Source organism: Ralstonia sp. 25mfcol4.1, from assembly GCF_900104095.1.
Classification (GTDB): domain Bacteria; phylum Pseudomonadota; class Gammaproteobacteria; order Burkholderiales; family Burkholderiaceae; genus Cupriavidus.
This window is the reverse complement of the sequence record NZ_FNJO01000004.1, coordinates 382817-408976: the sequence shown is the minus strand read 5'-3', so window position 1 is coordinate 408976 and position 26160 is coordinate 382817. Positions and strand designations below refer to the sequence as shown.

Here is a 26160-nt window from a genome sequence, read left to right as displayed (position 1 = left end):
CCCCGCAAGGAGCCCAGGGTGAGCATGCCCGATTTCGACATGGTGCTGTTTGGAGGCACCGGAGACCTGGCGCGGCGCAAGCTGCTGCCGTCCCTTTTTGACGCCCACCGCTGTGGCGTGCTGCATCCGTCGGCGCGCATCCTGGCCACCGGCAGCCACCCGCAGACCACCGAGCAGTACAAGGCCACGCTGGAAGACACCGTGCGCCCCGGCCTGGAACACGCGCCGCCCGAGGCCTGGGCATCGTTCCTGGACCGCATCTGCTACGTGCAGGCCGACGCGCGCCAACCGGCCCACTTCGACGCGCTGGCCGAGAAAGTGCTGGCCCGCAAGCCCGAAGTGGTGGTCTGCTACCTGGCCACCGCGCCGCACATCTTCGTGCCCATCTGCGAGCAACTGGCCCGCACCGGCCTGAACACGCCCAACGTGCGCGTGGTGCTGGAGAAGCCGCTTGGCCACGACCTGGAGTCGTCCGAGGCGATCAACGCGGCCGTGGCGCAGTACTTTGCCGAGGACCAGATCTACCGGATCGATCACTACCTGGGCAAGGAATCAGTCCAGAATCTGATGGCCATCCGCTTCGGCAACGCATTGTTCGAGCCGCTGTGGCGCCGCGAATGGGTACAGGACGTGCAGATCACCATCGCCGAGGAACTGGGCGTGGAAACGCGCGGCGACTTCTACGACCGCACCGGGGCGCTGCGCGACATGGTGCAGAACCACCTGCTGCAGCTGCTGTGCATGGTGGCGATGGAGCCGCCGGCCAGCCTCAGCGAGGACGCCATCCGCGACGAGAAGATCAAGATCCTGAAGGCGCTCAAGCCGATCCTGCCGGCCGACGTGGCCGAGAAGACCGTGCGCGGGCAGTACCGCTCGGGCGCCATCGCCGGCAAGCCGGTGGTGGGCTATCTGGAAGAGCAGGGCATCGCCCCCGACAGCCACACCGAGACCTTCGTCGCCATCAAGGCCGAGATCGCCAACTGGCGCTGGGAAGGGGTGCCGTTCTACCTGCGCACGGGCAAGCGCATGCAGTCGCGCGTGGCCGAGATCGTGGTGCATTTCCGCGACGTGCCGCACGCCATCTTCCCCAAGCCGCTGGGTTTGTCGCCGCAGAACCGGCTGGTGATCCGGCTGCAGCCCGAGGAGAGCATCCGCCTGTATTTCCTGGTCAAGCAGGCCGGCGACACGCTGGAACTGACGCCCACCTCGCTCGATCTGGACTTCGCCAATTCGTTCAAGACGCGCCGTGCCGGCGCCTACGAGCGCCTGCTGCTGGACGTGATCCGCGGCCGGCTGGGTTTGTTCGTGCGGCGCGACGAGCAGGTGCAGGCGTGGCGCTGGGTCGAGCCGATCATCGATACCTGGGACGCCAGCACCGTGCCGCCCAAGCAGTACACGGCCGGCACCTGGGGCCCGGCGGCGTCCACCGCGCTGATGTCGCGCGACGGCGCGCTCTGGCACGAGGAAGTCTGACGCGTGCCAGACCCAGGCCCGATCCACCTGTTGACTGACAAGGAGCCCGCGCCATGCGCCAGTTCGAACATGCCACGCTGATGGACCAGGCCGAGTCGCTGGCGATTTCGGTCAGCCATGCGCTCGACCTCGTCATCAAGGCCAGGGGCTGGGCCGTGCTGGCGGTGTCGGGCGGAAAATCGCCGGTGCCGATGTTCGAGCGGCTGCGCTATCGCCCGATCCGCTGGGAGGCCGTGACGGTCACGCTGGTGGACGAACGCGCGGTGCCGCCCGACCATCCCGACAGCAACGGCGCACTGGTGCGCCGCCACCTGCTGCGCGAAGGGGCGGGCGTGGCAGGGTGGGTGCCGCTGATCCGCGACGAGGCCGAGGCCGCCGCGCCGCTGCAGGCGGTGCAGCGGCTCAATGCATCGTTCCAGCAGCCCGATGTGGTGGTGCTGGGCATGGGCGAGGACGGCCATACGGCGTCGCTGTTCCCCGACGCGCCCGAGCTGCAGACCGCGCTGTCGGAGCCCGATCCGGGTTACCTGGTCACACATCCGACGATGGCGCCCCACGCGCGCGTGACGCTGAACCTGGCCGCGCTGCTGGCGGCCGAGCGCACGTTCCTGGCGATCACCGGCGAAAAGAAGAACGCCGTGCTGGAGCGCGCGTTGCAGGCGCCCACGCCGGCGCTGCCGGTCAGCGTGGTGCTGGCGCGCTACCGGCGCGGTGTCGATATCTTCCGGACCGAGGCGCAATGACGCGCCATCCCGCAACCCAGTCTCTTCCATGACCTATCCGCGCCTGCTTGCCGACGTCGGCGGCACCAATGTCCGCTTTGCCCTGGAATCCGCGCCGATGCGCATCGGCGAGGTCACGGCCTACAAGGTGGCCGACCATGCATCGCTGGAAGCGGCGATGCGGCTGTACATGTCGACGCTGGCACAGGGCGAGCGGCCCGGCCACGCGGCCATCGGCCTGGCCAACCCGGTGACCGGCGACCACGTCAAGCTGACCAATCACAACTGGGCGTTCTCGATCGAGGCCATGCGCCAGGCGCTGGGCCTGGACACGCTGGTGGCCATCAACGACTTCACCGCGCTGGCGCTGGCGCTGCCGTACCTGCCCGCGGCCGATCTGGTGCAGGTGCGCCCGGGCAGCGCCATGGCCACCGCGCCGCGCGCGCTGATCGGGCCCGGTACCGGCCTCGGGGTGTCGGGGCTGGTGCCGGCGCCCGGCGGCGGTGCCGTGGCGCTGGCCGGCGAGGGCGGCCATATCGAGGTGATGCCCGCCACCGATGACGAATGGATCGCATGGCGCGCGGCGCATGACCAGCTTGGCCGGGTGTCGGCCGAGCGGCTGTTGTCTGGCATGGGCCTTTCACACATCCACGCCGCCTTGTCCGCAGAAATGGGTACGCTTCTGGCCGAACCGCTGACGCCGGCGCAGGTCACGGAGGGCGCCCTGAAGCAGAACGACCCCCTGTGCCGCCGCGCATTCGATGCCTTCTGCGGCCTGCTGGGCTCGGTGGCCGGCGACGTCGCGCTGGTGCTGGGCGCGCGTGGCGGCGTTTATATCGGCGGCGGTATCGTGCCGCGCTTTGTCGATGCCTTCCACGCGTCGCCGTTCAACGCGCGCTTTGTCGACAAGGGCCGCATGGGCCAGTACCTGGCCGATATCCCGGTCTATGTGATCGCGTCCGAATTCCCGGCGCTGCCCGGCCTGGCCCGTGCCCTGGCAGACCGGCTCGAAGGCGATATGCGCCACGCCCAATCCTGAATCCCGACGAACATGCGTGTATTGCTGGTGGAAGACGACGCCATGATTGGCGAAAGCGTGAAGGTGGCGCTGCGCCAGGAGGGCTTTACGGTGGACTGGGTCACCGATGGCGACGCGGGGCTCGACGCCGCGTCCGACCAGCACGGCCCGCGCGCCGATGGCGGCTATGACCTGGTGCTGCTGGACCTGGGCCTGCCGCGCCGTTCGGGGCTCGACGTCCTGAAGACGCTGCGGGCGCGCAATGTCCGCACGCCGGTGCTGATCGTCACGGCGCGCGACGCCGTGGCCGACCGCGTGGCCGGCCTGAACGCGGGGGCCGACGACTACGTCATCAAGCCGTTCGACCTGCAGGAACTGGTGGCACGCATGCACGCGATGGCGCGCCGCGCGGAAGGGCGGGCCGAACCGGTGCTGCGCTATGGCGACATCGTGCTGAACCCGGCCACGCGCGAGGCCTCGCGGGCCGGCACGCCGGTACGGCTGTCGGCGCGCGAGTATGCGCTGCTGTCGGCGCTGATGGCCCGGCCGGGCAAGGTCTGGTCGGTGCCGCAACTGCAGGAGCGGCTCTACGGCTGGGACGACGAAGTGGGCAGCAACACGGTGGAGGTCTATATCCACGCGCTGCGGCGCAAGTTCGGCGCGGCATTGATCCGCAACATCCGGGGCGTGGGATACCTGATGCCGCAGCTGGACGGCCGGGACGGCGCTGAAGGCGCCGCCCGCGCGGAAGGAACGCCGGACTGATGCGATCGATTCAACGTACGCTGCTGTGGTGGCTCGCGGCCGGCCTGGCGGCCGGGATCGCCGTGGCCACGGGGCTGATCTACGGCCAGGCCCGGCAGGAAGCCAACGCGCTGTTCGACTACCAGATGAAGCAGGTGGCCGCCGCGCTGCCGAGCCAGTTCAGCGCGCCGGTAGCGCCGCCGTTCACGCCCGACAGCGCCACCGGGGCCGACCTGCTGCACGCCGACGAGGACGTGGTGATCCATATCTGGGATGGCTCGGGGCGCAGCCTCTATCTGTCGCATTCGCACCCGGCGTTGCCCCAGCGCGCGGAGCTTGGCTTTACCGATGCCCGTACGGAATCCGGCGAATGGCGGATCTACAGCGTGCAACTGGGGCCGGCGGTGGTGCAGATTGCGCAGCCGCTCAGCGCGCGTCGCACGCTGGCCGCGCATATGGCGCTGCGCACCGTGGCGCCGCTGCTGCTGCTGTTGCCGCTGCTGGCGTGGCTGGTGTGGATGGCCGTGGGGCGCGGATTGCGGCCGCTCCGCGAGATTGCCACCGAAGTGCGCGCGCGCGATGCCAACACGCTGGCGCCGCTGGCCGTGCGCGACATGCCCGATGAGATCGCCCCGTTGTCCGATGCGCTGAACCAGCTGCTGGCGCGGCTGGCCCACGCCATCGACACCCAGCGCGCGTTTGTGGCCGATGCCGCGCATGCGCTGCGCACGCCGCTGACCGCGCTGCAACTGCAGGCCCAGCTGGTGGAGCGGGCGCCCAGCGTCGAGGCCCGGCAGGCGGCGATGGGGCAGTTGCGCCAGGGGCTTGAGCGGCTGACGCACCTGGTGGCCCAGTTGCTGACGCTGGCCCGGCAGGAACCGGGCGCCGCGCCGCCGCCGCATGAGCCTGTGGACCTGCGGGCGCTGGCGGGCGATGTGGTGGCCGAGATGTCGCAGGCCGCCATCGATCGCGATATCGACCTGGGGCTGGAGGACAGCTGCGCCAACGGGCCCGTCACGATCCGGGGCGATGCCGACGCGCTGCGCATCCTCCTGACCAATCTGGTGGATAACGCGCTGCACTACATCCCGCGTGGCGGCCGCATCGACGTGGACGTGGCGCACACCGCGCAGGGCATAGAGCTGGTGGTGACCGACAACGGCCCCGGGATCGCGGCCGACGAGCGCGCCCGCGTGTTCGACCGTTTCTATCGCGTACCCGATGCACCGACGGGCGGCAGCGGGCTGGGACTGGCCATCGTTGACGAGGTGGCGCAGTCCCATGGCGCCCGCGTGGCGCTGGAAGACGCGGCGCCGGGCTTGCGCGTGCGCGTGGTCTTCCCGGCCGTAGCCTAGTTCACGGGTGCGACCAGCGGCTCGCCGGCAAAGTGCCGGCGGGCGTTTTCGATGAACTGGGTCACCGACGCCAGCACCGCCTCGGGCGACCAGCCGCCCACGTGCGGCGTCAGCACGACGTTCGGGCAATCGAACAGTTCGACCGGCGGCTTCGGCTCGCTTTCATAGACATCCAGGCCCGCACCCCCGACTTCGCCGGCGCGCAGCGCATCGGCCAGCGCCGCCGTGTTCACCACGCTGCCGCGAGCGATATTGACCAGGTAGCCCGACGGACCCAGCGCGCGCAGCACCGGGGTATCGACCAGATGGCGCGTCTCTGCGCCGCCGGGCGTGGCGATGACCAGATAGTCGGCCCACTCGGCCAGCGCCATCACATCGGCAAAGTACTGGAACGGCGCGTCGGCACGCGGACGGCGGTTGTGATAGCCGATTTCCAGGTCGAAGCCCTGGCCGCGCTGGGCGATGCGCCGGCCGATGGTGCCCAGGCCCACGATGCCCAGCCGCTTGCCCGACACGTTCGGCGGCAGCGGAATCGTGTTGCGCCAGACGCCGTCGCGCGTGGCGCGGTCCAGTGCCGGCACGCGGCGCACGGTGGCCAGCAGCAGCGCCATGGCGTGATCGGCCACGCAGCTGTCGTTCGTGCCCGCGCCATTGCCCACGGCAATGCCACGCGCGCGGCAGGCGGCGATGTCGATGTTCTCGTAACCGGCGCCCAGCGCGCAGACCAGTTCCAGCCTGGGCATCGCGTCGATTTCGGCGGCGGTAATGCCGGTGGTGCCGTTGCTCAGCACGGCGCGGAAGGTGCCGCCGGCACTGGCGACGGCCTCGGCGCGCTGGGCGGCGCTGGGTGCGTAGACAACGTCGTATTGCTGGGAGACAAGGGCGAGATGGTCCGGTTCGAGCTGGACCAGGACGAGCAGGGCGGGCTTCATGCGTGACAGCGGGACGAGGAGGTGTTGTTGTTGGAGGTCGGCCAGGCCGACGCCACATTCTATGCCTGCATGGGGTAGCGTGCTTGGGACCGCCTGGCGGTTCCGGGCGATTATCAGATGCCAGGCCACCGTGTGGCGGCGTACGCAGAAACGGGTACGCTCCACGATTTTTCGCTGGGGCAATCACGCAGAAATGGGTACGCTTTGGGCGTGTTGGTGATTGACCGGCCCACCCTCTCCCCCAACCCCTCTCCCGCGCGGCGGGAAAGGGGAGCAAACCGTCGGAGACTGTGATGCCCCTGGCGTTCTCCCCCCCGCCCGCCTGCGGGAGAGGGGCCGGGGGAGAGGGCAGCCGCATCCACCGCCCATCAGGCCAATTTTTCACCCCCAATGCCGTCGGAGACCGTTATGCCCCTGGTGATCTCCTCTCTCCCGCCAACGGGACAGGGGCCGGGGGAGAGGGCAAACGCCTCCACACCACTACGCCTAACTTCAACACGCATGCGACTGCCCATTCCCAACACCTGGCCATACCACGCGCTGCTCGGCGCCGCCGGCATGCTCGTGCTCGGGCCGCTGGGCGGCATCGCGGCGGCCTATATGAACCTGTCGCTCGGCTTCTTCGTGGGCGGGCAGGTGCTGGCGGGCATCCACGGTTCGGCGGTCACTGCCGGGTACGGCGCAGCGGGCCGTCATGGTGCCAACTACATCCAGACCGCGGCCGCATCGGTGGCCGGCATGGGCGGCATGGTGGTGGTGATCCAGGCCATGGGCTGGATGGGGATGACGCAGCCGCCGTGGTGGCAGCTGATCGGCTACATGCTGTGCATCGGGATGTATGGCGTGGGGGTGGGCATGCTCTACACGCCGTTGCTGGTCGATCGGATGCAGCTCACGTTCCCGTCGGGCCTGGCGGTGGCCAATATCCTGCGCGCGCTGACAGACCCCGTGCTGCTGCGCCGGTCGATTGCGCGGCTGGCCGGCGGGATGGGGCTGGGGGTGCTGGCCAGTGTGGGCACAGCGCGCATCGCATGGCTCGGTGCTATCGACCTGTCCGCGTCAACGGTCGGCGCGGGCATGATCGTCGGCGCGCGCATCGGCATCGCCGCGCTGGTCGGCGGCTTGGCCGGGTGGGCACTGACGCCGTATTTCGTGTCGATCGGCTGGCTCGCGCCCGGTGACCCCTATCGCAAGATCACGTTCCTGTTTGCGCTGGGCATGATCATGGGCGCGGCGGCGGTTGATGTGCTGCGGTTGCTGCGGACGGCGTGGCAGCGCACCCGACAGCCGGCGAGCAGGGCGCCGCACGCCCCTGGCCGTGCGCCGGCGCAGCCGCAACGCTGGATCGTGGCGTGGGTCGTGGTGTGGGGACTGGCGGTCGTGGCGGCGGGCGCCGCGTGGTTCGGCCAGCCGGTGGGCTACCAGCTGATGGCCGTGGTGCTGGTGCTGATCTTCGCACTGGTCAACGGCATTTCGGTCGGCATGGTCGACCAGAATCCGATCTCGTCGGCGTTCGTGCTGACGGTGATCCTGATGGCGGCCGTGGGCCTGCGCCAGCCGCATATCGGCCTGATCGCGGCCACGGTGCTGCTGGTGTCCACGGCGCAAGCCTGCGACATGCAGCAGGACCGTTCCACGGGCTGGCGACTGGGCACCCACCGCATGGTGCAGTTCGGCTATCAGGTGGCCGGCGTCGTGGCGGGGGCGATCCTGGCGGTGGTGCTGGCGCGGCTGTTCATGGACGCCTATCCGGTGCTGCGGCTCGACCAGACCGTGTTGCCTGCCGATCAGCAGCCCGCCCGGTGGACATCGGCCATGACCTACAAGATCGTCGGCGCGCTGCGCAGCATGACCGAGGACCGGCCCTACCAGCGGCAGGCCGTATGGATCGGTCTGGTCATCGGGCTGGTCACCGAGGTGCTGCGCAAGGCCATCTTCGCATCGGCGCGCTACCGGCGCTTTGCCGACCACAGCCGCACCGGCCGCGCGTGCGATTTCATGCTCGATGCGGTGATCCTGCCTTCGCCCTATGCATCGTCGTTCGGCGGCTTTGTCAACCTGCCGGCCGCCGCGTGGATGGCCGCCGGCGGTGTGGTCTCCAGCCTGGTGGAAAACCGCGAGCGCCCGGTATCCAACGACGCCGCCATGCCCGACGACATGAGCACCACGTCGCTGATCGGCGGCGGTCTCATCGCCGGCGACGCGCTGGCCGCGCTCGGGTTCGGCGTTGCGGGGTTGCTGGCGGTGGTGGGGTAGGCTGCGGGTGGTGTGGGCGCCATGCCTCAAATCACCGGCATCGAGGCGTTGGGCGGCTTGCGCGCCAGCAGGCCGGACAGCTTCTTCAGGGCCATCGACAGTTGCGCGCGTTCAGCCACGCCGCCAAGCGAGATGCGGATGGCGTTGGGCGGAGTGGCGCCGTCGTAGAACACGTCCGATGCGGTGACGCGCAGCGATTCGTCCTGCGCCGCGCGGCTGAAGCCGGCCGATGACCAGTAGCTGGGCAATGGATGCCAGACGTGGATGCCGGACGGCGCATACGGGCCGCTGGGCGCCAGCCATTGCCGGGCGATCAGCTGGCGCGCGGCGGCTTCGGTGCGGATGCCGGCCAGCAGGTCGGCCGCCGAGCCGTCGCGAATCCATTGCGTGGCGAGTGCCGTGGCAATCGGCGACGCCATCAGCGTGATCGCGCGCAGCGCGGCCAGGATCGACTCCTGCAGGTCGCGGTCGGGTGCCACCACGTAGGCGGTGCGCAGGCCCGGGCTCAGGCACTTGGCCAGCGTGGCGATGTAGACCGTCTGCGCCGGGTCGATGGCCGCCAGCGGCGGCGGGGCGTCGGGCGTCAGCAGCCAGTAGGGATCATCCTCGACGATCAGCACGCCGTGCCGCCGGGCCACGCGCGCAATGTCGTGGCGGCGGGCATCGCGCATCGTGTGCGTGGTGGGGTTCTGCAGCGTCGGGTTCAGGTAGATCAGCTGCACATTGCCGGCGCTGCACGCGGCGTCCAGCGCGTCGGGGCGCATGCCGTCGGCGTCGGTGGCGATGGTCACCACGTGGCGCCCCAGTTCAGCGGCCGCGCCGCGTACCCCCGGATAGATCAGCGGCTCTGCGGCAATCGCCGCGCCCGGCGTGGTCCGGCACAGCATCAGCGCCGCCAGTGCCGATTGCGCGCCCGGACTGGCGATCACGCGGTCGGGCGGGACATCGCCCAGCATCGGCGCCAGCCACTGGGCGCCGGCCACGCGGTCGGGCATCGTGCCGCCGCCAAGCTGGTACGTCATCAGCAGGTTCGCATCGGCGCGCAACGTGACTTGCGCCAGCCCGCGCCGGAGCATGTCGGCGAAATCAATGCCTTCCGGTGGCGGCGGCACGTTCATGCTCAAGTCCACGGCCTGGGCCAGCTCAAACGCTGGTGCCGCTATGAAAGTGCCGAGAGATCCACGTGGCTCGACCAGCCCGCGCCGCCGGGCCTCGGCCAGTGCCCGCGTCACAGTGGTTAGATCCACCCCAAGGAGTGCCGCCAGTTCGCGCTGGGGCGGCAGGCGATCGCCGGGGGCCAACACGCCGTCCGCCATGGCGCGCTCCAGAAATCCGGCGATCTGGACGTAACGCGGGCCGCCGGCGGTGGCGAAGGTGCCGATCCAGCCGGGTTTTTCTTCCAGGTGCGAAGGCATCGACGGATTCGTTGTACGCAAGACTCGCCTCATCTTGTATGGGTGTTGTCTTACCTTAGCATGCCGCGCAACTCAGGCAAATCCATACAAATACCGGGATGTTGTCTGGGCCCCCGCCTGTGCCCCTGTAAGAAGGTGTTGAAATGCGTGAGCAACCGGCCGACCCCAGACCTCTGCGTCGGCGCCCCCCATCCCTGCGTTCCCCCCGTGCGTGGCTGTATGCCATCACCCCCCTGATCCTGACCGGCTGTTCGTGGGACTTGCTGAACCCCAGCGGGTCGATCGGTGTGCAGACGCGCAACCTGATCGTGCTGGCCACTGCGCTGATGCTGCTGGTGGTGATCCCCGTGATCATCCTCACGCTGGTATTCGCCTGGCGCTATCGCGAGACGAACACAAAGGCCGAGTACGCGCCGCGCTGGTCGCATTCCACGAAGATCGAAGTGGTCGTGTGGGGCATCCCGTGCGTGATCGTGGCGCTGCTCGGCGTCATCATCTGGGACACCACTCACAAGCTAGACCCGTTCCGGCCGCTGGAATCGAAGGTGACGCCGGTGGAAGTGGATGTCGTCGCGCTCGACTGGAAATGGCTGTTTATCTATCCGCAGTACGGCGTGGCGTCGCTGAACGAGTTGCCCATCCCCGTGGGTACGCCAATCAATTTCCGGATCACGGCCGAGTCGACGATGAACGCGCTGTTCATCCCGCGCCTGGGCAGCATGGTCTATGCGATGGCCGGCATGCAGACGAAGCTGCATCTGATCGCCGACGAAACCGGCGTGTTCGATGGCCGGTCGGCCGCCTATAGCGGGTCGGGCTTCTCCGATATGCACTTCCGCACCGTGGCCACCTCGCGCGCCGACTTCGACGCGTGGATCGAACGCGCCCGCGCCTCGGGCAACACGCTCGACGAAGCCACCTACCGGAAGCTGGAGCAGCGAAGCAGCAAGGACGCCGTCACGGTGTACGCCAGGGTCGAACCGCGCCTGTTCCAGGGGGTGGTGGACCAGTACATGGCCAGCAACGGCGAAATCTGCCGTGCCGACAGCCCCGTGACCCTCGGCGCCATTGCCGGCGCCAACATGCCGCCGCTCCCGGCGCAGCAGACGACCCTGGAGCGTTAATCATCATGTTCGGAAAACTCTCTCTCGACGCCATCCCCCTGCACGAGCCCATCATCATGGGCACGCTGGTGGTGGTGATGCTGGGCGGCGCAGCGCTGCTGGGCGCCATCACGTACTACAACAAGTGGAGCTACCTCTGGCGCGAGTGGATCTGCTCGGTCGATCACAAGCGCATTGGCGTGATGTACATCATCCTGGCGCTGGTCATGCTGCTGCGCGGCTTTGCCGACGCCATCATGATGCGCACCCAGCAGGCCATTGCCGTGGGTGAGGCGGTGGGCTACCTGCCGCCGCATCACTACGACCAGATTTTCACCGCACACGGCGTGATCATGATCTTCTTCGTGGCCACGCCGTTCATTCTGGGCCTGATGAACGTGATCGTGCCGCTGCAGATCGGTGCGCGCGACGTGGCCTACCCGTTCGTCAATTCGCTGAGCTTCTGGATGTCGGCGATGGGGGCGGTGCTGGTCATGATGTCGATGTTCGTCGGCGACTTCGCCGCCACGGGCTGGGTTGCGTATCCGCCGCTGAGCGGGCTCGGATACAGCCCGACGGTCGGGGTGGACTACTACATCTGGTCATTGCAGATATCGGGGCTGGGCACCACGCTGACCGGCATCAACTTCATCGTGACGATCCTGCGCATGCGCGCGCCGGGCCTGAACCTGATGAAAATGCCCGTCTTCACGTGGACGGCGCTGATCACGAACATCCTGATCGTCGCCATCTTCCCGGTGCTGACCGCCACGCTGGCGCTGCTGGCCGCCGACCGCTATCTGGACATGCATTTCTTCACCAGCGAGCTGGGCGGAAACGCCATGATGTACGTGAACCTGATCTGGATCTGGGGCCACCCCGAGGTCTACGTGCTGATCCTGCCTTGCTTCGGCGCGTTCTCGGAGATCATCTCCACGTTCTCGCGCAAGCCGCTGTTCGGGTACACGTCGATGGTCTACGCGACGTCGTCGATCGGCGTGCTGTCGTTCTTCGTCTGGCTGCACCACTTCTTCACGATGGGCTCGGGCGCCAGCGTCAACGCGTTCTTCGGCATTATGACGTCGATCATCTCGATCCCCACCGGCGTGAAGCTGTTCAACTGGCTGTTCACGATGTACCGGGGGCGCATCCGCTTCCATTCGTCGACGCTGTGGACCATCGGCTTCATGGTCACGTTTGCCGTGGGCGGCATGACCGGCGTGCTGCTGGCGGTGCCGGGCGCCGACTTCGTGCTGCACAACAGCCTGTTCCTGATTGCCCACTTCCACAACGTGATCATCGGCGGCGTGGTCTTTGGCTGCCTGGCCGCGATGACGTTCTGGTTCCCGAAGGTGTTTGGCTTCACGCTGAACGAGTTCTGGGGCAAGGTCGCGTTCTGGTGCTGGCTGATCGGCTTCTACCTGGCCTTCATGCCGCTGTACGCGCTGGGGCTGCAGGGCATGACGCGCCGCATGAACCACTACAACAACCCCGACTGGCAGCCTTACCTGATCGTGGCGCTGGTGGGCGCCGTGGTCATCGGATGCGGCATCCTGGCGATCCTCTGGCAGCTGTTCGTCAGCGTGCGCGACCGCAAGCAGAACATGGACGTGACCGGCGACCCATGGGACGGCCGCAGCCTGGAATGGGCCACGGCTTCGCCGGCGCCGTTCTACAACTTCGCGCACGTGCCGCGGATCACGTCGCTGGAACAGCACTGGGACAACAAGGAAGCGGGCACGGCCTACATGCCGCCCGCCCGGTACGAGGACATCCATATGCCGCGCAACACGTCCACCGGCTTCCTGGTGTCGGTGTTCGGGCTGGTGCTGTGCTTCGCGCTGGTCTGGCATATATGGTGGCTGGCCGGCTTCGGCCTGGCCGCGATGATCTTCACGTTCATCGCCCGCGCCTATGACCGCGACGTGGACTACTACGTGCCGGCCGCCGAAGTGGAGCGCATCGAGCGCGCCCGCTTTGCGCTGCTGGGCACGCAGCCCGCCGCGAACCTGACGGGGGCCAACTGATCATGACGACGACCACCCTGAAACTGCGGGGCGACGCCGCCGCACCGCCGCCCGGCGCCGCGCCGGACGCTCACGCGCACGACGCCGCCCCCGATCACGACCACGCGCATCACGCCCACCAGACGGAATCCACCCTTAAGCTGGGGTTCTGGATCTACCTGATGAGCGATTGCCTGATCTTCGCGTCGCTGTTTGCCACGTTCGGCGTGCTGCTCAACGGGACGGCGGGCGGCCCCACGGGCCGCGAACTGTTCGACCTGCGCTTCGTGCTGGGCGAGACCATGCTGCTGCTGACGAGCAGCCTGACCTTCGGCGTGGCGATGCTGAAGCTGCACGAGGGCCGCGACGGCCAGGGCAAGCCGCGGGCGGTGATCCGCTGGCTGGTACTGACGTTCGCGCTGGGCGCGGCCTTCGTGTGCATGGAGGTCTACGAGTTCCGCGAACTGCTGCACGAAGGCGCGGGCCCGAACCGCAGTGCCTACCTGTCGGCGTTCTTCATGCTGGTGGGCACGCACGGCCTGCACGTCAGCGCCGGCCTGCTGTGGATCATCGTGATGGTCAACCAGGTGCAGGTGTTCGGGCTCGACGCCGTGGTGCGCCGCCGCCTGGCCTGCCTGAGCCTGTTCTGGCATTTCCTGGACCTGGTGTGGATCTTCGTGTTCACGGTCGTCTATCTGCGGGAGTTCCTCTGATGTCCCATCCACAACACGCCCACGCCCACGCCGACGCCCAAGTGGACGCCCATGGGCATGACCATGGCGCGGCGCACGGCAGCCTGCGCAGCCATCTGATCGGCTATGCGCTGTCGCTGGTGCTGACCTTCCTGTCGTTCGGTGCGGTGATGGGCCGGGTGCTGACGCCGCGCGCGGGCCTGGCGCTGATCGTGGCGCTGTGCGTCACCCAGTTGCTGGTGCAGCTGGTGTTCTTCCTGCACCTGGGGCCGCGCAAGGGTCAGCGCGGCAACACGGCGATCTTCGCGTGCACGGTGTTCCTGATCGCTATCGTCGTGTCGGGATCGCTGTGGGTCATGCACAACGCCAATCTGAACATGATGCCGATGCAGTCCGTGCCAGCCGGGGCCGGCGCGGGCCGCTGAGGCATCTGTAGCCGGACTCGGGCTGGGGCCGGTTTCTTGACAGGACAGACGTGCCCTGCGCACGGTCTGTCCTTTTTTGCGTTCCGCGCCAGCCGGCGCGGCGGCGCTTCGGCCCGATCAGGCCGGCGGGGCGCCTTCCTTGAACAGGGTCTTGAGCTGCGAGCGCAGTTCGGGAGTGTCCTGGTGCTGATGCACCTGGACGGCGTGCTGCACGGCGGCTTCCAGCAGTTCGTCCTCGGTGTCGGCGCTCAGTGCGACCGTACAGTTGGTATCGCTGGGGTAGTCGCGGCAATCGATGTATTTGCGTCCCATGGCAGGCCTCCTGGCGCGCATGGAGGGCGCGCCTGATCCAGTATAGGGCGCAGGGTGATTGCGCGGGCGCCTGCAGCCATCGGCAAATCGGGCTACCCTGTCGGCCTTCAACCTGATTGTCCCCCTACCCGCCCACTGGAAGAAAGCCATGACTCAATCACTCCGGATCGACTTTGTGTCGGATATCGCGTGCCCCTGGTGCGCCATCGGGCTGTCGTCGCTGATGCAGGCCGTCGAGCGCACGCGCGACGTGGTGGATGCCGAGGTCGTCATGCACCCGTTCGAGCTTAATCCGCAAATGGGGCCGGAAGGCGAGCCGGTGCTCGACTACATCGCCCGCAAGTACGGCCGTACGCCGGAACAGATCGCCGAGACCCAGAAGATGATCCGCGAGCGCGGCGCCAGCGTAGGTTTCACGTTCGGTCCGCGCAACTTCATCTACAACACGTTCGATGCCCACCGCCTGCTGCAGTGGGCGGCCACGCAGGGCAAGCAGCTGCCGCTGAAGCAGGCGCTGCTGCAGGCCTATCACGGCGACAGCAAGGACCCGAGCAACCACGACGTGCTGATCGAGGCCGTGCAGTCGGTGGGCCTGGATGCCGCCGAGGCCCGCAAGGTGCTGGACAGCGAGGCCTATGCCGACGAAGTCCGCGAAGAAGAGCGCGAATACCAGGGCATGGGCATCCAGTCGGTGCCGTCGGTGATCTTCAACAACCGCTACCTGGTCACGGGCGGCCAGCCTGTCGAGGCGTTCGAGCAGGCCATCCGCGAGATCGCAAAGGAAGCAAGCGAGAAGGGCACCCAGGGCGCCTGAGCCGGATCCTCAGAAGTGGTGGCGCATGCCGATCATCGCGCCCACCCGCGTGCTGCGGCTGACATCGGTCACCGGAGTGCCGGCCCAGTATTCGGTCTCGCGGCCCACCGTGCCGCCGCGCGCGTGCACGATGTCGGTCTCCAGGTACAGGCTGGTGCGCTTGGAGAACGCATAGTCGGCCACGAAGGCCACGCTGTCCGCATTGCCGCCACCCAGGTGCACCGGCGCGTCCTGGAACTGCGTGGTGACGTCGCCTGACTGCTGGTAGCGGTAGTAGGCGCCCGACAGGTGCAGCGCCTGCGTCAGCTGGTAGCCCAGACCGACGAACGAGATGTTGTAGCGCGCCTGGCCGGTCGATTCGCGCCGGCCCATATGGCCGATGTAGCCCGTTGCCTTGCCGATCGTGTAAGAGCCGCCCACCGAATAGTTGCGGACCGTGTTGCTGCCGTCGTCGCTGCGACGCTGGTCATACGCCACGCCCAGCGCCAGCGGCCCCTGGCTGTACTTCACGCCGCCACCGAGCGTGGTGCCATGGGTCATGCTGCCCGGCTGCTCGCCTGCGCCGTAGTCCAGCTGCACCGAAAACGGCCCCACCGTGCGCTGGTAGACCACGCTGTTATTGATGCGGTAGTCCTGGAAGAAGATGTCGCCGCCGATGTAGAGCGGATCGGACCAGAAATTTCCCCAGCCCTGGTCCAGCGGATCGAAGGCCCAGCCGATGTTGTTCAGCGCGTTGTACTGCCGGCCGAACGTGAGGCTGCCCCAGTCGCCGCTCAGGCCCACCCAGGCCTGGCGGCCGAAGAAGCTGTTGTAGGCCGCCTGGCCGGTATCGCTGCCGAAGCCCGATTCGAGCTGGAAGATCGCATGATTGCCGCCGCCAAGGTCTTCGGAGCCCTTCAGGCCGAAACGGCTGCCCACCATGCCGCCCGACACCAGCGCCAGTTGGTCGTGATGACGTGCGTCGACATTCGACGTATAGCGCACCGCCGAGCTGACGATGCCATACAGGGTCACGCCGGGGTCGGCGTATGCGACGCAAGGCAGCAGCCCGGCCGCTAGCAGCCAAAGGCTGGCTGGTTTCTTCACGAATTGTCCTCCGGAATACGGATCCGGCCGGCGCGCACAAGCGTCGGCAAGGGTCGGTTCAGGCAACTACCTGAGGGGGTTCCAGTCCCGCGCGGAAGCCCTTCTGGCGAAGGCGCACGGGGCGTTATCCGGGTTACGGCCGCCAGATGCAGCCAGGGGCGCAGGGCCCGGATCGAGGGTCGAAGTCAGAAGGCGAATGCTGCGGGCAAGGCGCAGGCAAGCCAGGGACGGGCGCAGGGCCCTGAGGAATCCGATATCCGCCGCACCACTTCGACAATGGCGATGGCCGGAGTGCCTGAAAGGCATCAAACGGCCGGGCCCGTACGACGGAAGGGGCGTAGTTTACAGCATGGCGCGTTGACGGCTCAAATGCAGCGTTCGACGCACATCGTCGGACGGACGCAGGCGTGCCGGGCTCGCCGAAGATTCATCGCGGATTTTGGAAGTCGTTCGATGTCGGACGTGCCGCCGCCCAGGTGGCCTTTGCGTCGAAGGCCCTTTCGGCCTTTGGCATCACGGGCTGACCCCTCGACCGCGTATCCCCTTCCCACCCCCGGGCCGGTCCATCACGGCTCGGGGTTTTTTTTGAAGCGGCACTACTTTTAAGAAATCGGCTACGCCTTGAGCCCATGCTCGATCGCGTAGTCGAAAAGCTCCGCATCGTTCTTCACGCCGATCTTGCGCAGGGCGCTGTGTTTCTGCGTGCTGACCGTGTTGATGCTCCGGTTCAGATAGCGGGCAATGTCGGAGGTGGTCATCCCGCCGACGTAAAGCCGCAGCACCTCGATCTCGCGCGGACTGAGCCTGCCGATGGCAAGGGCTTCCGCACTTGCCGCGCCGAGCTTGGCCAGTGCCTTCCTGACCGATGGACTCGAATGCTCGCGGCCCTGGAACGCGGCAATGACGGCTTTGGACAATTCCTGCATCCCGTCGCGCTTGTTCAGCAACGACAGCGCCCCGGCCTTGCGCATGCAGCCAAGCAGGGCGGGATTATCGAGCATGGTCAGCACCACGATCCTGACCTTCGGAAATCTCGTACGAATGGAATGCAGCAATGCAAGGCCGTCCGGCGCATTATCACAAGGCATCGAGAAATCGGTTATCAGGACATCGCATTCGTTTTGTGCCAGGTTTTCCAGCAGCATTTGCGGGTTGGTGGCTTCGGCCACCACATGGAAGCCAAGCCGTTTGCCGAGCATCTCGCGCAGGCCGAACACAATGAACGGATGATCGTCAGCCAGCATGACGCGAATGGTGGTCATAGTGCGATTTCCCGGAATATGCCGGTGTGATTTGGCCGGGCGACAGCGCACCGCCAGCCGATTGCATTACGGGGCCGGCAACTGCAAGCGCCGATATATCGCCGCAAGTATTCGATCTTTCAGATCGCGACTTTCAAATCTCGGCGTGTGAGGCCACTGCCCAGACAGCGCAAATAAGAGCGTAGATTTCCGGCATCCCGTGCAGGATGGAAGAACTTCCATTTCCATTTCCTGCTGAATCGGATCGCCCGGCCCGTGCGCCATATCCAGAAATGGCTGACTGCGAAAAGGCAATCTGACGAGTCTGCTGATCAGACGGATATCCGCCTATGGAACTAACTCGAATTTGGCGCAATGCAGTGGCATTGGGCCGAATTTCGTCGAATTACTATTCACGTTCTGCGGCTTGTCCTTTGAGCAAGGTCCGCATGGCTGCGGTGTTTTTTCCACACGCCCGCACTTTAGGAAATCTGCGATTACGCAGCGAAGGCGTCTTCCATACGATCCGAAGCGAGGAATCGCCAAAAAGCGTTCTGGCGAATTCGCCAGAAGGCCACGAACGCGGCAACCACCAGACGTGTGCGCCCGCGCTCCCGACTCCCGGAAGCGAGATATCGCAGGGCTTGCCTGCCGAACATCGCCGTAGCGATGCCCGCCGCAATGCCTGCGCTCTCATCCGTCGCCGCGCGATGCGGGACGGATGCCGTGCAATCAATTTTTAGGATCAGTCCATGAACAAGAATCGGTATCGTCGCGTATTCAGCAAGCGACTCGGCATGCTGGTGGCCGTTGCGGAGAACGTGAAGAGCCAGGGCAAGCGCCCCGGCGAGGGGGGTGGCGACGCAAATGGCGCCCAGTTCGGCGTGGTGTCCGCGATGACCTCCATCGCGCTGGCCATGCTGATTCTGGAGTCGGGCCAGGCCTTCGCGCAGGCCCTGCCGACCAACGGCAACGTGGTGGCCGGGCAAGCCACGATCTCGCAGCCGAACGGCAACACCATGCACATCGATCAGGGCAGCCAGCGCACCGTGATCGACTGGAACACCTTCAACATCGGCAAGGGCAACACCGTCCAGTTCAACCAGCCCAACGCGCAGGCGCAGGCGCTGAACCGTGTGACCGGTGGCGTGCCGTCCAACATCCAGGGGTCGCTGCTGGCCAACGGCCAGGTGCTGATCCAGAACGCCAACGGTGTGCTGTTCGGCCGGGGCGCCGTGGTCAACGTGGGTTCGCTGCTGGCCACCACCAAATCGATCGATGTCAACGCGTTCATGGCCGGCAACCCGCTGGCGCTCGGCGCAACGGGCAAGCAGGCCGGCGTCATCAACGAGGGCGATATCAACGCTGCCGGCTTTGTCACGCTGGTCGGCGACCAGGTACGCAATAGCGGTTCGATCAACGCCGGTGCTGGCGGCCAGGTCGTGCTGGCAGCCGGCGACAGCGCCACGTTCGCGCTGAACAACGGCCAGGGCATCTCGGTAACGCTGACCAACGCCACGGCCAACGCGCTGGTGGAAAACAGCGGCAATATCCGCGCCCAGGACGGCACGGTGCTGCTGACCGCGCGGGGCAAGGACACGCTGCTCAAGACGGTGGTGAACCTGAGCGGCGTGGTGCGCGCCGGCACGGTGGTGGCGGACGCCGGCAAGACTGGCGACGTGACGATGACCGGCGCCATCGATGCGTCCAGCACGGCGGCGGGCGGCAAGGGCGGCACGGTGGTGCTGTCGGGCGACCGCGTGGGCCTGTTCGGCAATGCGTCGATCAACGTGAAGGGCGACGCAGCCGGCGGCAAGGTGGTGCTGGGCGGCGACAGCCTGGGCAAGCTGGCCGGCACGGACGCGGCGACGCTGCTCCAGGACGGCGTGGCATTCGCCAATTTCACGCAGGTGGATGGCGGTGCGCGTATCGACGCAGGCGCGCTGAACGGCGATGGCGGGTTCGTTGAAACGTCGGGTCACAAGCTCAACGTGCAAGGCACGGTCACGGCTGCGGCACCGAATGGAAAATCCGGGCACTGGCTGATTGACCCGACAGATATCACAATCGGTACGGGTGCCGATGCCGGCTATAACGGCAACCTCTCCGGCGGCTTCGACGCCGGTACCAACAACACGGCAACGGTCCGCAACACATCGATCAACGACGCGCTGAACAACGGTACGGACGTCACGATTACCACCGCCAGTTCGGGTACGGCCACGGGAAACATCACGCAGCAAGGTGGTGCGGATATCAGCAAGACGGCGGGCGGCGCGGCCAACCTGACCCTGGCTGCCAACGGCAGCATCACGCTGAACGGGAATATCACCTCGACATCGAATGAGCTGAATCTGAATCTGACGGCCGCGATGGGGGGCACGAACGGACTAGTCCGGCAGAACGGCGGTAGCACCATCGATCTGAACGGCGGGGATATCCGGGTATCGGGTAACACGACAGGTGGAACGGACGCTGCCGTATTTTTTGGTGGCAATTTATCGGTCGGCAGTGGCGAGATCACCGGCAACGCAAATGCCGGCGCCGGCGTGGCTTTCTCGGTTTCGTCAAATATCACCAAGACCGGAGCAGGAACTCTGAATATTACTGGTACTTCGGTCGATGCCAGTGGCGTGATGATTGGGACCACGGCATTTAATTCCGCAGCCAATCTCGCCGTGCTGGGTGGGACACTGAATGTACGCGGCACATCGCAGAACGCCCTCGGTATCGATCATGTGGTAAGGATGAATATCGACGGTGCCGATGTCTCGTTTGAAGGTCACTCCACGAATCTGGTCGGCATCGCTTCGGGGTACAACCCGGTCAACCATGGCTACTACAGCGGCAGTCAGGCTATTCAGGTATCCAATGGTGGAACATTGAGTTTGAACGGCAGTTCCGTTCTGGGTCGAGGCGTCGTCGGCTACGCTACGGATATCAATGTGTCCGGAGGCTCCAGGCTGAATATCCAAGGTACATCGCAAGGGGACGGATCGGGTGTTGTCTGGATGCGGCCCTTTGGCGATGCAGACACCGGTTATATCCGGGGCACAGACAATGCATCAATCAATATCGATGGCAGCAGTGCCAATGGTGCCGGTGCCGTTATTGAGCGGGTAAGTTTGTCCGGCGACAACGTCGGAATGAACATCACCGGAACCGGCGGTAATGGCAGTGGTGTTGTGGTAGGAAGCCTCAACGCCACGGGAAATGCGGCGCTGAACATCACAGGCGCGTCCACGAATAATCGAGGCGTTGAGATCGGAAATGCTGCGGTGTCCGGCAATGGCACATTGTCTGTCACGGGTACCTCGGCGAATGAAGCCGCCGTATTTGTGTCCGGGGAGTTGGATATCTCTGATGGCGCTGGAGCGAATTTTTCAGGTAACTCCACAAACGGTCGAGGCATCGATATTGTAAATGCCACTGTGTCCGGCAATGGCACATTGACTGCCACGGGTACCTCGGCGAATGGAACCGGCGTATTTGTGTCCGGGCAGTTGAATATCTCTGATGGCGCCGGAGCGAATTTTTCAGGTACCTCCACAAACGGTCGAGGCGTCGATATTGTTAATGCTACTGTGTCCGACAATGGCAAATTGACTGCCACGGGTACCTCGGCGAACGAAACCGGCGTATATGTTTCCGGGCAGTTGAACATCTCGGATGATGGTGGAGCGATTTTTTCGGGAAATTCCACAAATCGTCGCGCCGTTGATTTGACCGGCACAACAGATCTGACTGGGAATGCGACGTTAACTGCCAACGGAACAACTGTTGATGGGGCGGGCGTGTTCGTAGCCAGCATTCTCAACATCGGTGGTCAGGCCGGGGTTAATCTGAGCGGAACTGCGACCGGTAACGGTGCTGGCGTATGGTTGCGGCCCGTGGCGGAAGTATCCGGCAACGGTTCCCTTGCCGTTACGGGTAGTTCGAATAACGGGGCCGGCGTAGCCATGAGCCCGACGGGCAATTCCACCATCAGTACTATTGGAAACGGCTCGACAAGCATCACTGGCAACTCGGCAAATGGTGCAGGTGTTCGTATTCAAGGGAACATCAGCACAGACGGTAATGGGTCGACGAACATTTCGGGAACTTCCACGAATGGTTCAGGCGTCGTCAACGGCATTGGCGTACTTTCCAATGTCGGAAATGGCTCGATCAATACAAACGGCAACGGTTCGACGAATGTCACGGGGCATTCGACGAATGGACATGGCATCGATAACGGCAATGGTTCGATCAGCACTGGTGGAAACGGCTCGACCAATATTGCTGGCAGTACCACCAATGGCACGGGTGTAGATAACAGTAACGGCTCCATCAATACGACCGACAACGGTACGACCAATTTATCCGGCACCTCGGTAAATGGCGTCGGGGTGAAAAACGGAAACGGTACGGTCGATACGGACGGTAACGGCACAACGAACATTACCGGAAACTCGGCCAACGGCTCTGGCGTCGACAACGGCGGCCGCGTCAACACTGATGGCAATGGCTCGACAAACATCACGGGTGGCTCAGGCAATGGCACCGGCGTGGACAATGGCAATGGCAGCGTCAGCACCGGCGGAAACGGCTCGACCAACATCACCGGCGGTTCGAGCAACGGTACGGGTGTCGATAACGGCAATGGCTCGATCAATACCAGTGGCAATGGCTCGACCAATGTCACGGGCAATTCGACCAACGGCTCGGGCGTGGACAACGGCGGCGGTATCAACACCGACGGCAATGGCTCGACAAACGTCACGGGCGGCTCGACCAACGGCACCGGGGTCGATAACGGCAATGGCTCAGTCAATACGAGCGGCAACGGTTCGACCAATATCTCCGGCAACACTTCGGATGGTACTGGCGTAGACAATGGTAACGGGACCATCAATACGACGGACAACGGTACGACAAACGTGTCGGGTAACTCGACCAATGGCACTGGCGTCCATAACGGAAACGGGTCGATTAACACGGGTGGCAACGGCTCGACCAATGTCACCGGCAATTCGACCAATGGCTCGGGCGTAGACAACGGCGGCGGCATCAATACCGACGGCAACGGCTCGACCAACGTCACGGGTGGCTCCACCAATGGTACTGGCGTCGATAACGGCAATGGCACGATCGACACCCAGGGCAACGGTTCGACCAATATCTCGGGTAACTCGACCAACGGTACTGGCGTCGGCAACGGAAACGGCTCGATTAACACCGGTGGCAATGGTTCGACCAATGTCACCGGCAATTCGACCAATGGCTCGGGCGTGGACAACGGCGGCGGTATCAACACCGACGGCAATGGCTCGACCAACGTCACCGGCGGCTCCACCAATGGTACTGGCGTAGATAACGGCAATGGCACGATCGACACCCAGGGCAACGGTTCGACCAATATCTCGGGAAACTCGACCAACGGTACTGGCGTCGGCAACGGAAACGGCTCGATTAACACCGGCGGCAATGGCTCGACCAATGTCACCGGCAATTCGACCAATGGCTCGGGCGTGGACAACGGCGGCGGTATCAACACCGACGGCAATGGCTCGACCAACGTCACCGGCGGCTCCACCAATGGTACTGGCGTAGATAACGGCAATGGCACGATCGACACCCAGGGCAACGGTTCGACCAATATCTCGGGCAACTCGACCAACGGTACTGGCGTCGGCAACGGAAACGGCTCGATTAACACCGGTGGCAATGGCTCGACCAATGTCACCGGCAATTCGACCAATGGCTCGGGCGTGGACAACGGCGGTGGTATCAACACCGACGGCAATGGCTCGACCAACGTCACCGGCGGCTCCACCAATGGTACTGGCGTAGATAACGGCAATGGCACGATCGACACGGGTGGCAATGGTTCGACCAATATCTCGGGCAATACCACCAACGGTACCGGCGTGGATAACGGAAACGGCTCGATTCACACCGATGGCAATGGCTCGACCAATATCTCCGGTAACACCACGGACGGTACTGGCGTAGATAACGGTAATGGGACGATCGATACGACCGACAACGGCACGACCAACGTGTCGGGCAACTCGACCAACGGTACTGGCGTCGGCAACGGAAACGGCTCGATTAACACCGGCGGCAATGGTTCGACCAATGTCACTGGCAACTCGACCAATGGCACTGGCGTAGACAACGGCGGTGGCATTAATACTGACGGTAATGGCTCGACCAACGTTACGGGCGGCTCCACCAATGGCACTGGCGTCGATAACGGCAATGGCACGATCGACACCCAGGGCAATGGCTCGACCAACGTCTCGGGCAACTCCACTGGCGGCCCGGGCGTAGACAACGGCAATGGCACCATCAATACCGGGGGCAACGGATCCACCAATATCTCGGGTAATTCGACCGGCGGTACGGGCGTCAGTAACGGCAACGGCTCCATCAATACAGGCGGCAACGGCTCGACCAACGTCACCGGTAACTCGACGAATGGCTCGGGTGTCGACAATGGCGGGGGCATCAATACTGACGGCAACGGCTCGACCAACGTCACCGGTAACTCGACCAATGGCACCGGCGTCGACAACGGCAATGGCTCCATCAACACGGCGGGCAATGGTTCGACCAATGTCTCGGGTAACTCGACCAACGGCACTGGGGTAGACAACGGCAATGGTTCGATCAATACCGACGGCAACGGATCGGCCAATATCTCAGGTAATACGACGGACGGAACCGGCGTCAACAACGGAAATGGCACGATCAACACGGGTGGAAACGGCTCGACGAATATCTCGGGTAACACCACCAATGGCACCGGCGTTGATAACGGCAACGGGACGATTGACACACAAGGCAACGGTTCCACCAATGTCTCGGGGAATTCGACTAACGGCACGGGTGTCAACAACGGCAACGGCTCGATAAATACGGGCGGCAACGGGTCGACCAACGTTTCCGGCAATACGACGGACGGTACCGGCGTCGATAACGGCAACGGGACCATCAATACCGGGGGTAACGGCTCGACGAATATTTCGGGCAATACTACGAATGGTACGGGCGTCGATAACGGTAACGGCACGATCGACACCCAGGGCAATGGTTCGACCAATGTGTCTGGCAACTCGACCAACGGCACGGGTGTCAATAACGGCAATGGCACCATTAACACCGGTGGCAATGGATCGACGAACGTCACGGGTGATTCCGGCAACGGTACCGGTGTGGATAACGGCAACGGCACCATCAACACAGGTGGCAACGGCTCGACCAATATCTCGGGCAACTCTACCGGCGGCCCAGGCGTAGACAACGGCAACGGTTCGATCAACACGGACGGCAACGGGTCCACCAATGTCTCGGGGAATTCGACGAACGGCACCGGCGTCGATAACGGCAACGGTTCGATCAACACGGACGGCAACGGGTCCACCAATGTCTCGGGGAATTCCACGAACGGCACCGGCGTCGATAACGGTAACGGCACAATTAACACCGGCGGTAATGGCTCGACCAATATCTCGGGCAATACGACCGACGGTACCGGTGTAGACAACGGTAACGGTTCGATTACCACTGACGGCAATGGGTCGACAAACGTTTCCGGCAACACCACCGATGGAACTGGCGTTGACAATGGCAACGGCACCATTGACACGCAGGGCAATGGCTCGACCAACGTCTCGGGTAACTCGACCAATGGGACCGGCGTCAACAACGGTAACGGCAGCATTAACACCGGGGGCAATGGCTCGTCGAACATCTCGGGCAATACGACCGACGGTACCGGTGTAGACAACGGTAATGGATCGATTACCACTGACGGCAACGGGTCGACCAATGTCTCGGGTAACTCGACCAACGGAAGCGGCGTCAACAATGGGAACGGTTCGATCAACACCGGAGGCAACGGTTCGACCAATATCTCGGGCGGTTCCGGGAACAGCACTGGGGTGGATAACGGAAACGGCACCATCAACACTGGTGGGAATGGCTCGACCAATATTTCCGGTAATTCGACTAACGGAACAGGCGTCGACAACGGGAACGGATCAATCACAACCGACGGCAACGGCTCCACCAACATCTCCGGCAATACGACGGACGGTACTGGCGTGGACAACGGCAACGGCACCATCAACACCGGAGGTAACGGCTCGACGAATATCTCGGGCAACACCACCAACGGTACCGGCGTTGACAACGGCAATGGATCCATCAACACCGACGGCAATGGCTCGACCAACGTCTCGGGTAACTCGACCAACGGTACCGGGGTGAACAACGGTAACGGGACCATTAACACCGGCGGCAACGGCTCGACCAATATCTCGGGCAACACCACCGATGGAACTGGCGTCGATAACGGCAATGGTTCGATCAATACCGACGGCAATGGCTCGACCAATGTCTCGGGTAACTCGACGAACGGTACCGGGGTGAACAACGGTAACGGCACTATCAATACGGGCGGTAACGGCTCGACAAATATCTCGGGCAACACCACCGATGGAACTGGCGTCGACAACGGCAATGGCACCATCAACACCGGAGGTAACGGCTCGACGAATATCTCGGGCAACACCACCAA

At 64.7% G+C, this 26160-nt stretch carries 17 protein-coding genes; 12 read left to right on the top strand and 5 right to left on the bottom strand.

Going from position 1 to position 26160, the window contains the following annotated elements:
• The first annotated feature begins 24 nt into the window (after positions 1-24).
• From zwf to BLQ58_RS10315, 5 genes are read left to right on the top strand one after another with little or no spacing between them, the layout of a single operon-like run.
• Positions 25-1473 carry a glucose-6-phosphate dehydrogenase gene (gene zwf / locus BLQ58_RS10335; RefSeq protein WP_029051101.1) on the top strand — a complete coding sequence of 483 codons (1449 nt, stop codon included), beginning with the start codon at positions 25-27 and terminating at the stop codon, positions 1471-1473.
• 53 nt (positions 1474-1526) lie between these two features.
• Entirely contained in the window at positions 1527-2216 is a 690-nt protein-coding gene (gene pgl, locus BLQ58_RS10330; protein ID WP_029051102.1) for a 6-phosphogluconolactonase, read from the top strand.
• A 28-nt stretch (positions 2217-2244) separates the two neighbouring features.
• Positions 2245-3234, top strand: coding sequence for a glucokinase (locus tag BLQ58_RS10325; RefSeq protein WP_029051103.1), 990 nt, complete (start codon positions 2245-2247; stop codon positions 3232-3234).
• 12 nt (positions 3235-3246) lie between these two features.
• Entirely contained in the window at positions 3247-3978 is a 732-nt protein-coding gene (locus tag BLQ58_RS10320) for a response regulator transcription factor (protein WP_029051104.1), read from the top strand.
• Positions 3978-5312 carry a sensor histidine kinase gene (locus BLQ58_RS10315; protein ID WP_029051105.1) on the top strand — a complete coding sequence of 445 codons (1335 nt, stop codon included), beginning with the start codon at positions 3978-3980 and terminating at the stop codon, positions 5310-5312. The genes BLQ58_RS10320 and BLQ58_RS10315 overlap by 1 nt, the downstream gene beginning before the upstream one ends.
• On the opposite strand, the gene BLQ58_RS10310 is transcribed toward BLQ58_RS10315, so the two are convergent.
• Complete coding sequence (locus BLQ58_RS10310) at positions 5309-6244, bottom strand: 2-hydroxyacid dehydrogenase (RefSeq protein ID WP_029051106.1); 936 nt, start codon at positions 6242-6244, stop codon at positions 5309-5311. The genes BLQ58_RS10315 and BLQ58_RS10310 overlap by 4 nt on opposite strands.
• Before the next feature lie 501 nt (positions 6245-6745).
• On the opposite strand from BLQ58_RS10310, the gene BLQ58_RS10305 reads away from it, so the two are divergent.
• The gene (locus tag BLQ58_RS10305) at positions 6746-8500 is read left to right on the top strand and encodes an OPT/YSL family transporter (protein ID WP_049815883.1); all 1755 of its coding nucleotides are present in this window, start codon (positions 6746-6748) and stop codon (positions 8498-8500) included.
• Between the two features lie 26 nt (positions 8501-8526).
• Here the strand turns inward: BLQ58_RS10305 and BLQ58_RS10300 are convergent, their stop codons facing one another.
• Positions 8527-9915 carry an aminotransferase-like domain-containing protein gene (locus BLQ58_RS10300; protein ID WP_049815884.1) on the bottom strand — a complete coding sequence of 463 codons (1389 nt, stop codon included), beginning with the start codon at positions 9913-9915 and terminating at the stop codon, positions 8527-8529.
• 143 nt (positions 9916-10058) lie between these two features.
• On the opposite strand from BLQ58_RS10300, the gene cyoA reads away from it, so the two are divergent.
• Genes cyoA through cyoD form a run of 4 tightly spaced genes read left to right on the top strand, consistent with a single transcriptional unit; the run spans position 10059 to position 14141 of the window.
• Positions 10059-11039, top strand: a complete 981-nt coding sequence (cyoA, locus tag BLQ58_RS10295) for a ubiquinol oxidase subunit II (RefSeq protein ID WP_029051382.1) — start codon at positions 10059-10061, stop codon at positions 11037-11039.
• 5 nt (positions 11040-11044) lie between these two features.
• The gene (cyoB, locus tag BLQ58_RS10290; protein WP_029051381.1) at positions 11045-13045 is read left to right on the top strand and encodes a cytochrome o ubiquinol oxidase subunit I; all 2001 of its coding nucleotides are present in this window, start codon (positions 11045-11047) and stop codon (positions 13043-13045) included.
• A gap of 2 nt (positions 13046-13047) precedes the next feature.
• A complete protein-coding gene (gene cyoC, locus BLQ58_RS10285; RefSeq protein ID WP_092597282.1) occupies positions 13048-13737 on the top strand; it encodes a cytochrome o ubiquinol oxidase subunit III in 690 nt (229 codons plus the stop codon).
• Complete coding sequence (cyoD, locus tag BLQ58_RS10280; RefSeq protein ID WP_049815930.1) at positions 13737-14141, top strand: cytochrome o ubiquinol oxidase subunit IV; 405 nt, start codon at positions 13737-13739, stop codon at positions 14139-14141. The genes cyoC and cyoD overlap by 1 nt, the downstream gene beginning before the upstream one ends.
• Before the next feature lie 117 nt (positions 14142-14258).
• Here the strand turns inward: cyoD and BLQ58_RS10275 are convergent, their stop codons facing one another.
• On the bottom strand, positions 14259-14453 hold the full coding sequence (locus BLQ58_RS10275; RefSeq protein ID WP_029051378.1) for a DUF1059 domain-containing protein: 195 nt from the start codon (positions 14451-14453) through the stop codon (positions 14259-14261).
• A gap of 148 nt (positions 14454-14601) precedes the next feature.
• Here BLQ58_RS10275 and BLQ58_RS10270 point away from each other — a divergent pair, with 148 nt between their 5' ends.
• Positions 14602-15267 carry a DsbA family oxidoreductase gene (locus BLQ58_RS10270; protein WP_029051377.1) on the top strand — a complete coding sequence of 222 codons (666 nt, stop codon included), beginning with the start codon at positions 14602-14604 and terminating at the stop codon, positions 15265-15267.
• Between the two features lie 9 nt (positions 15268-15276).
• On the opposite strand, the gene BLQ58_RS10265 is transcribed toward BLQ58_RS10270, so the two are convergent.
• A complete protein-coding gene (locus tag BLQ58_RS10265) occupies positions 15277-16353 on the bottom strand; it encodes a porin (protein WP_092597279.1) in 1077 nt (358 codons plus the stop codon).
• Between the two features lie 614 nt (positions 16354-16967).
• On the bottom strand, positions 16968-17615 hold the full coding sequence (locus tag BLQ58_RS10260; protein WP_049815929.1) for a response regulator: 648 nt from the start codon (positions 17613-17615) through the stop codon (positions 16968-16970).
• A 731-nt stretch (positions 17616-18346) separates the two neighbouring features.
• Between BLQ58_RS10260 and BLQ58_RS10255 the strand changes: the two genes are divergently transcribed.
• The coding region (locus tag BLQ58_RS10255) for an ESPR-type extended signal peptide-containing protein (RefSeq protein WP_092597276.1) at positions 18347-26160 on the top strand (7814 nt) is incomplete at its 3' end.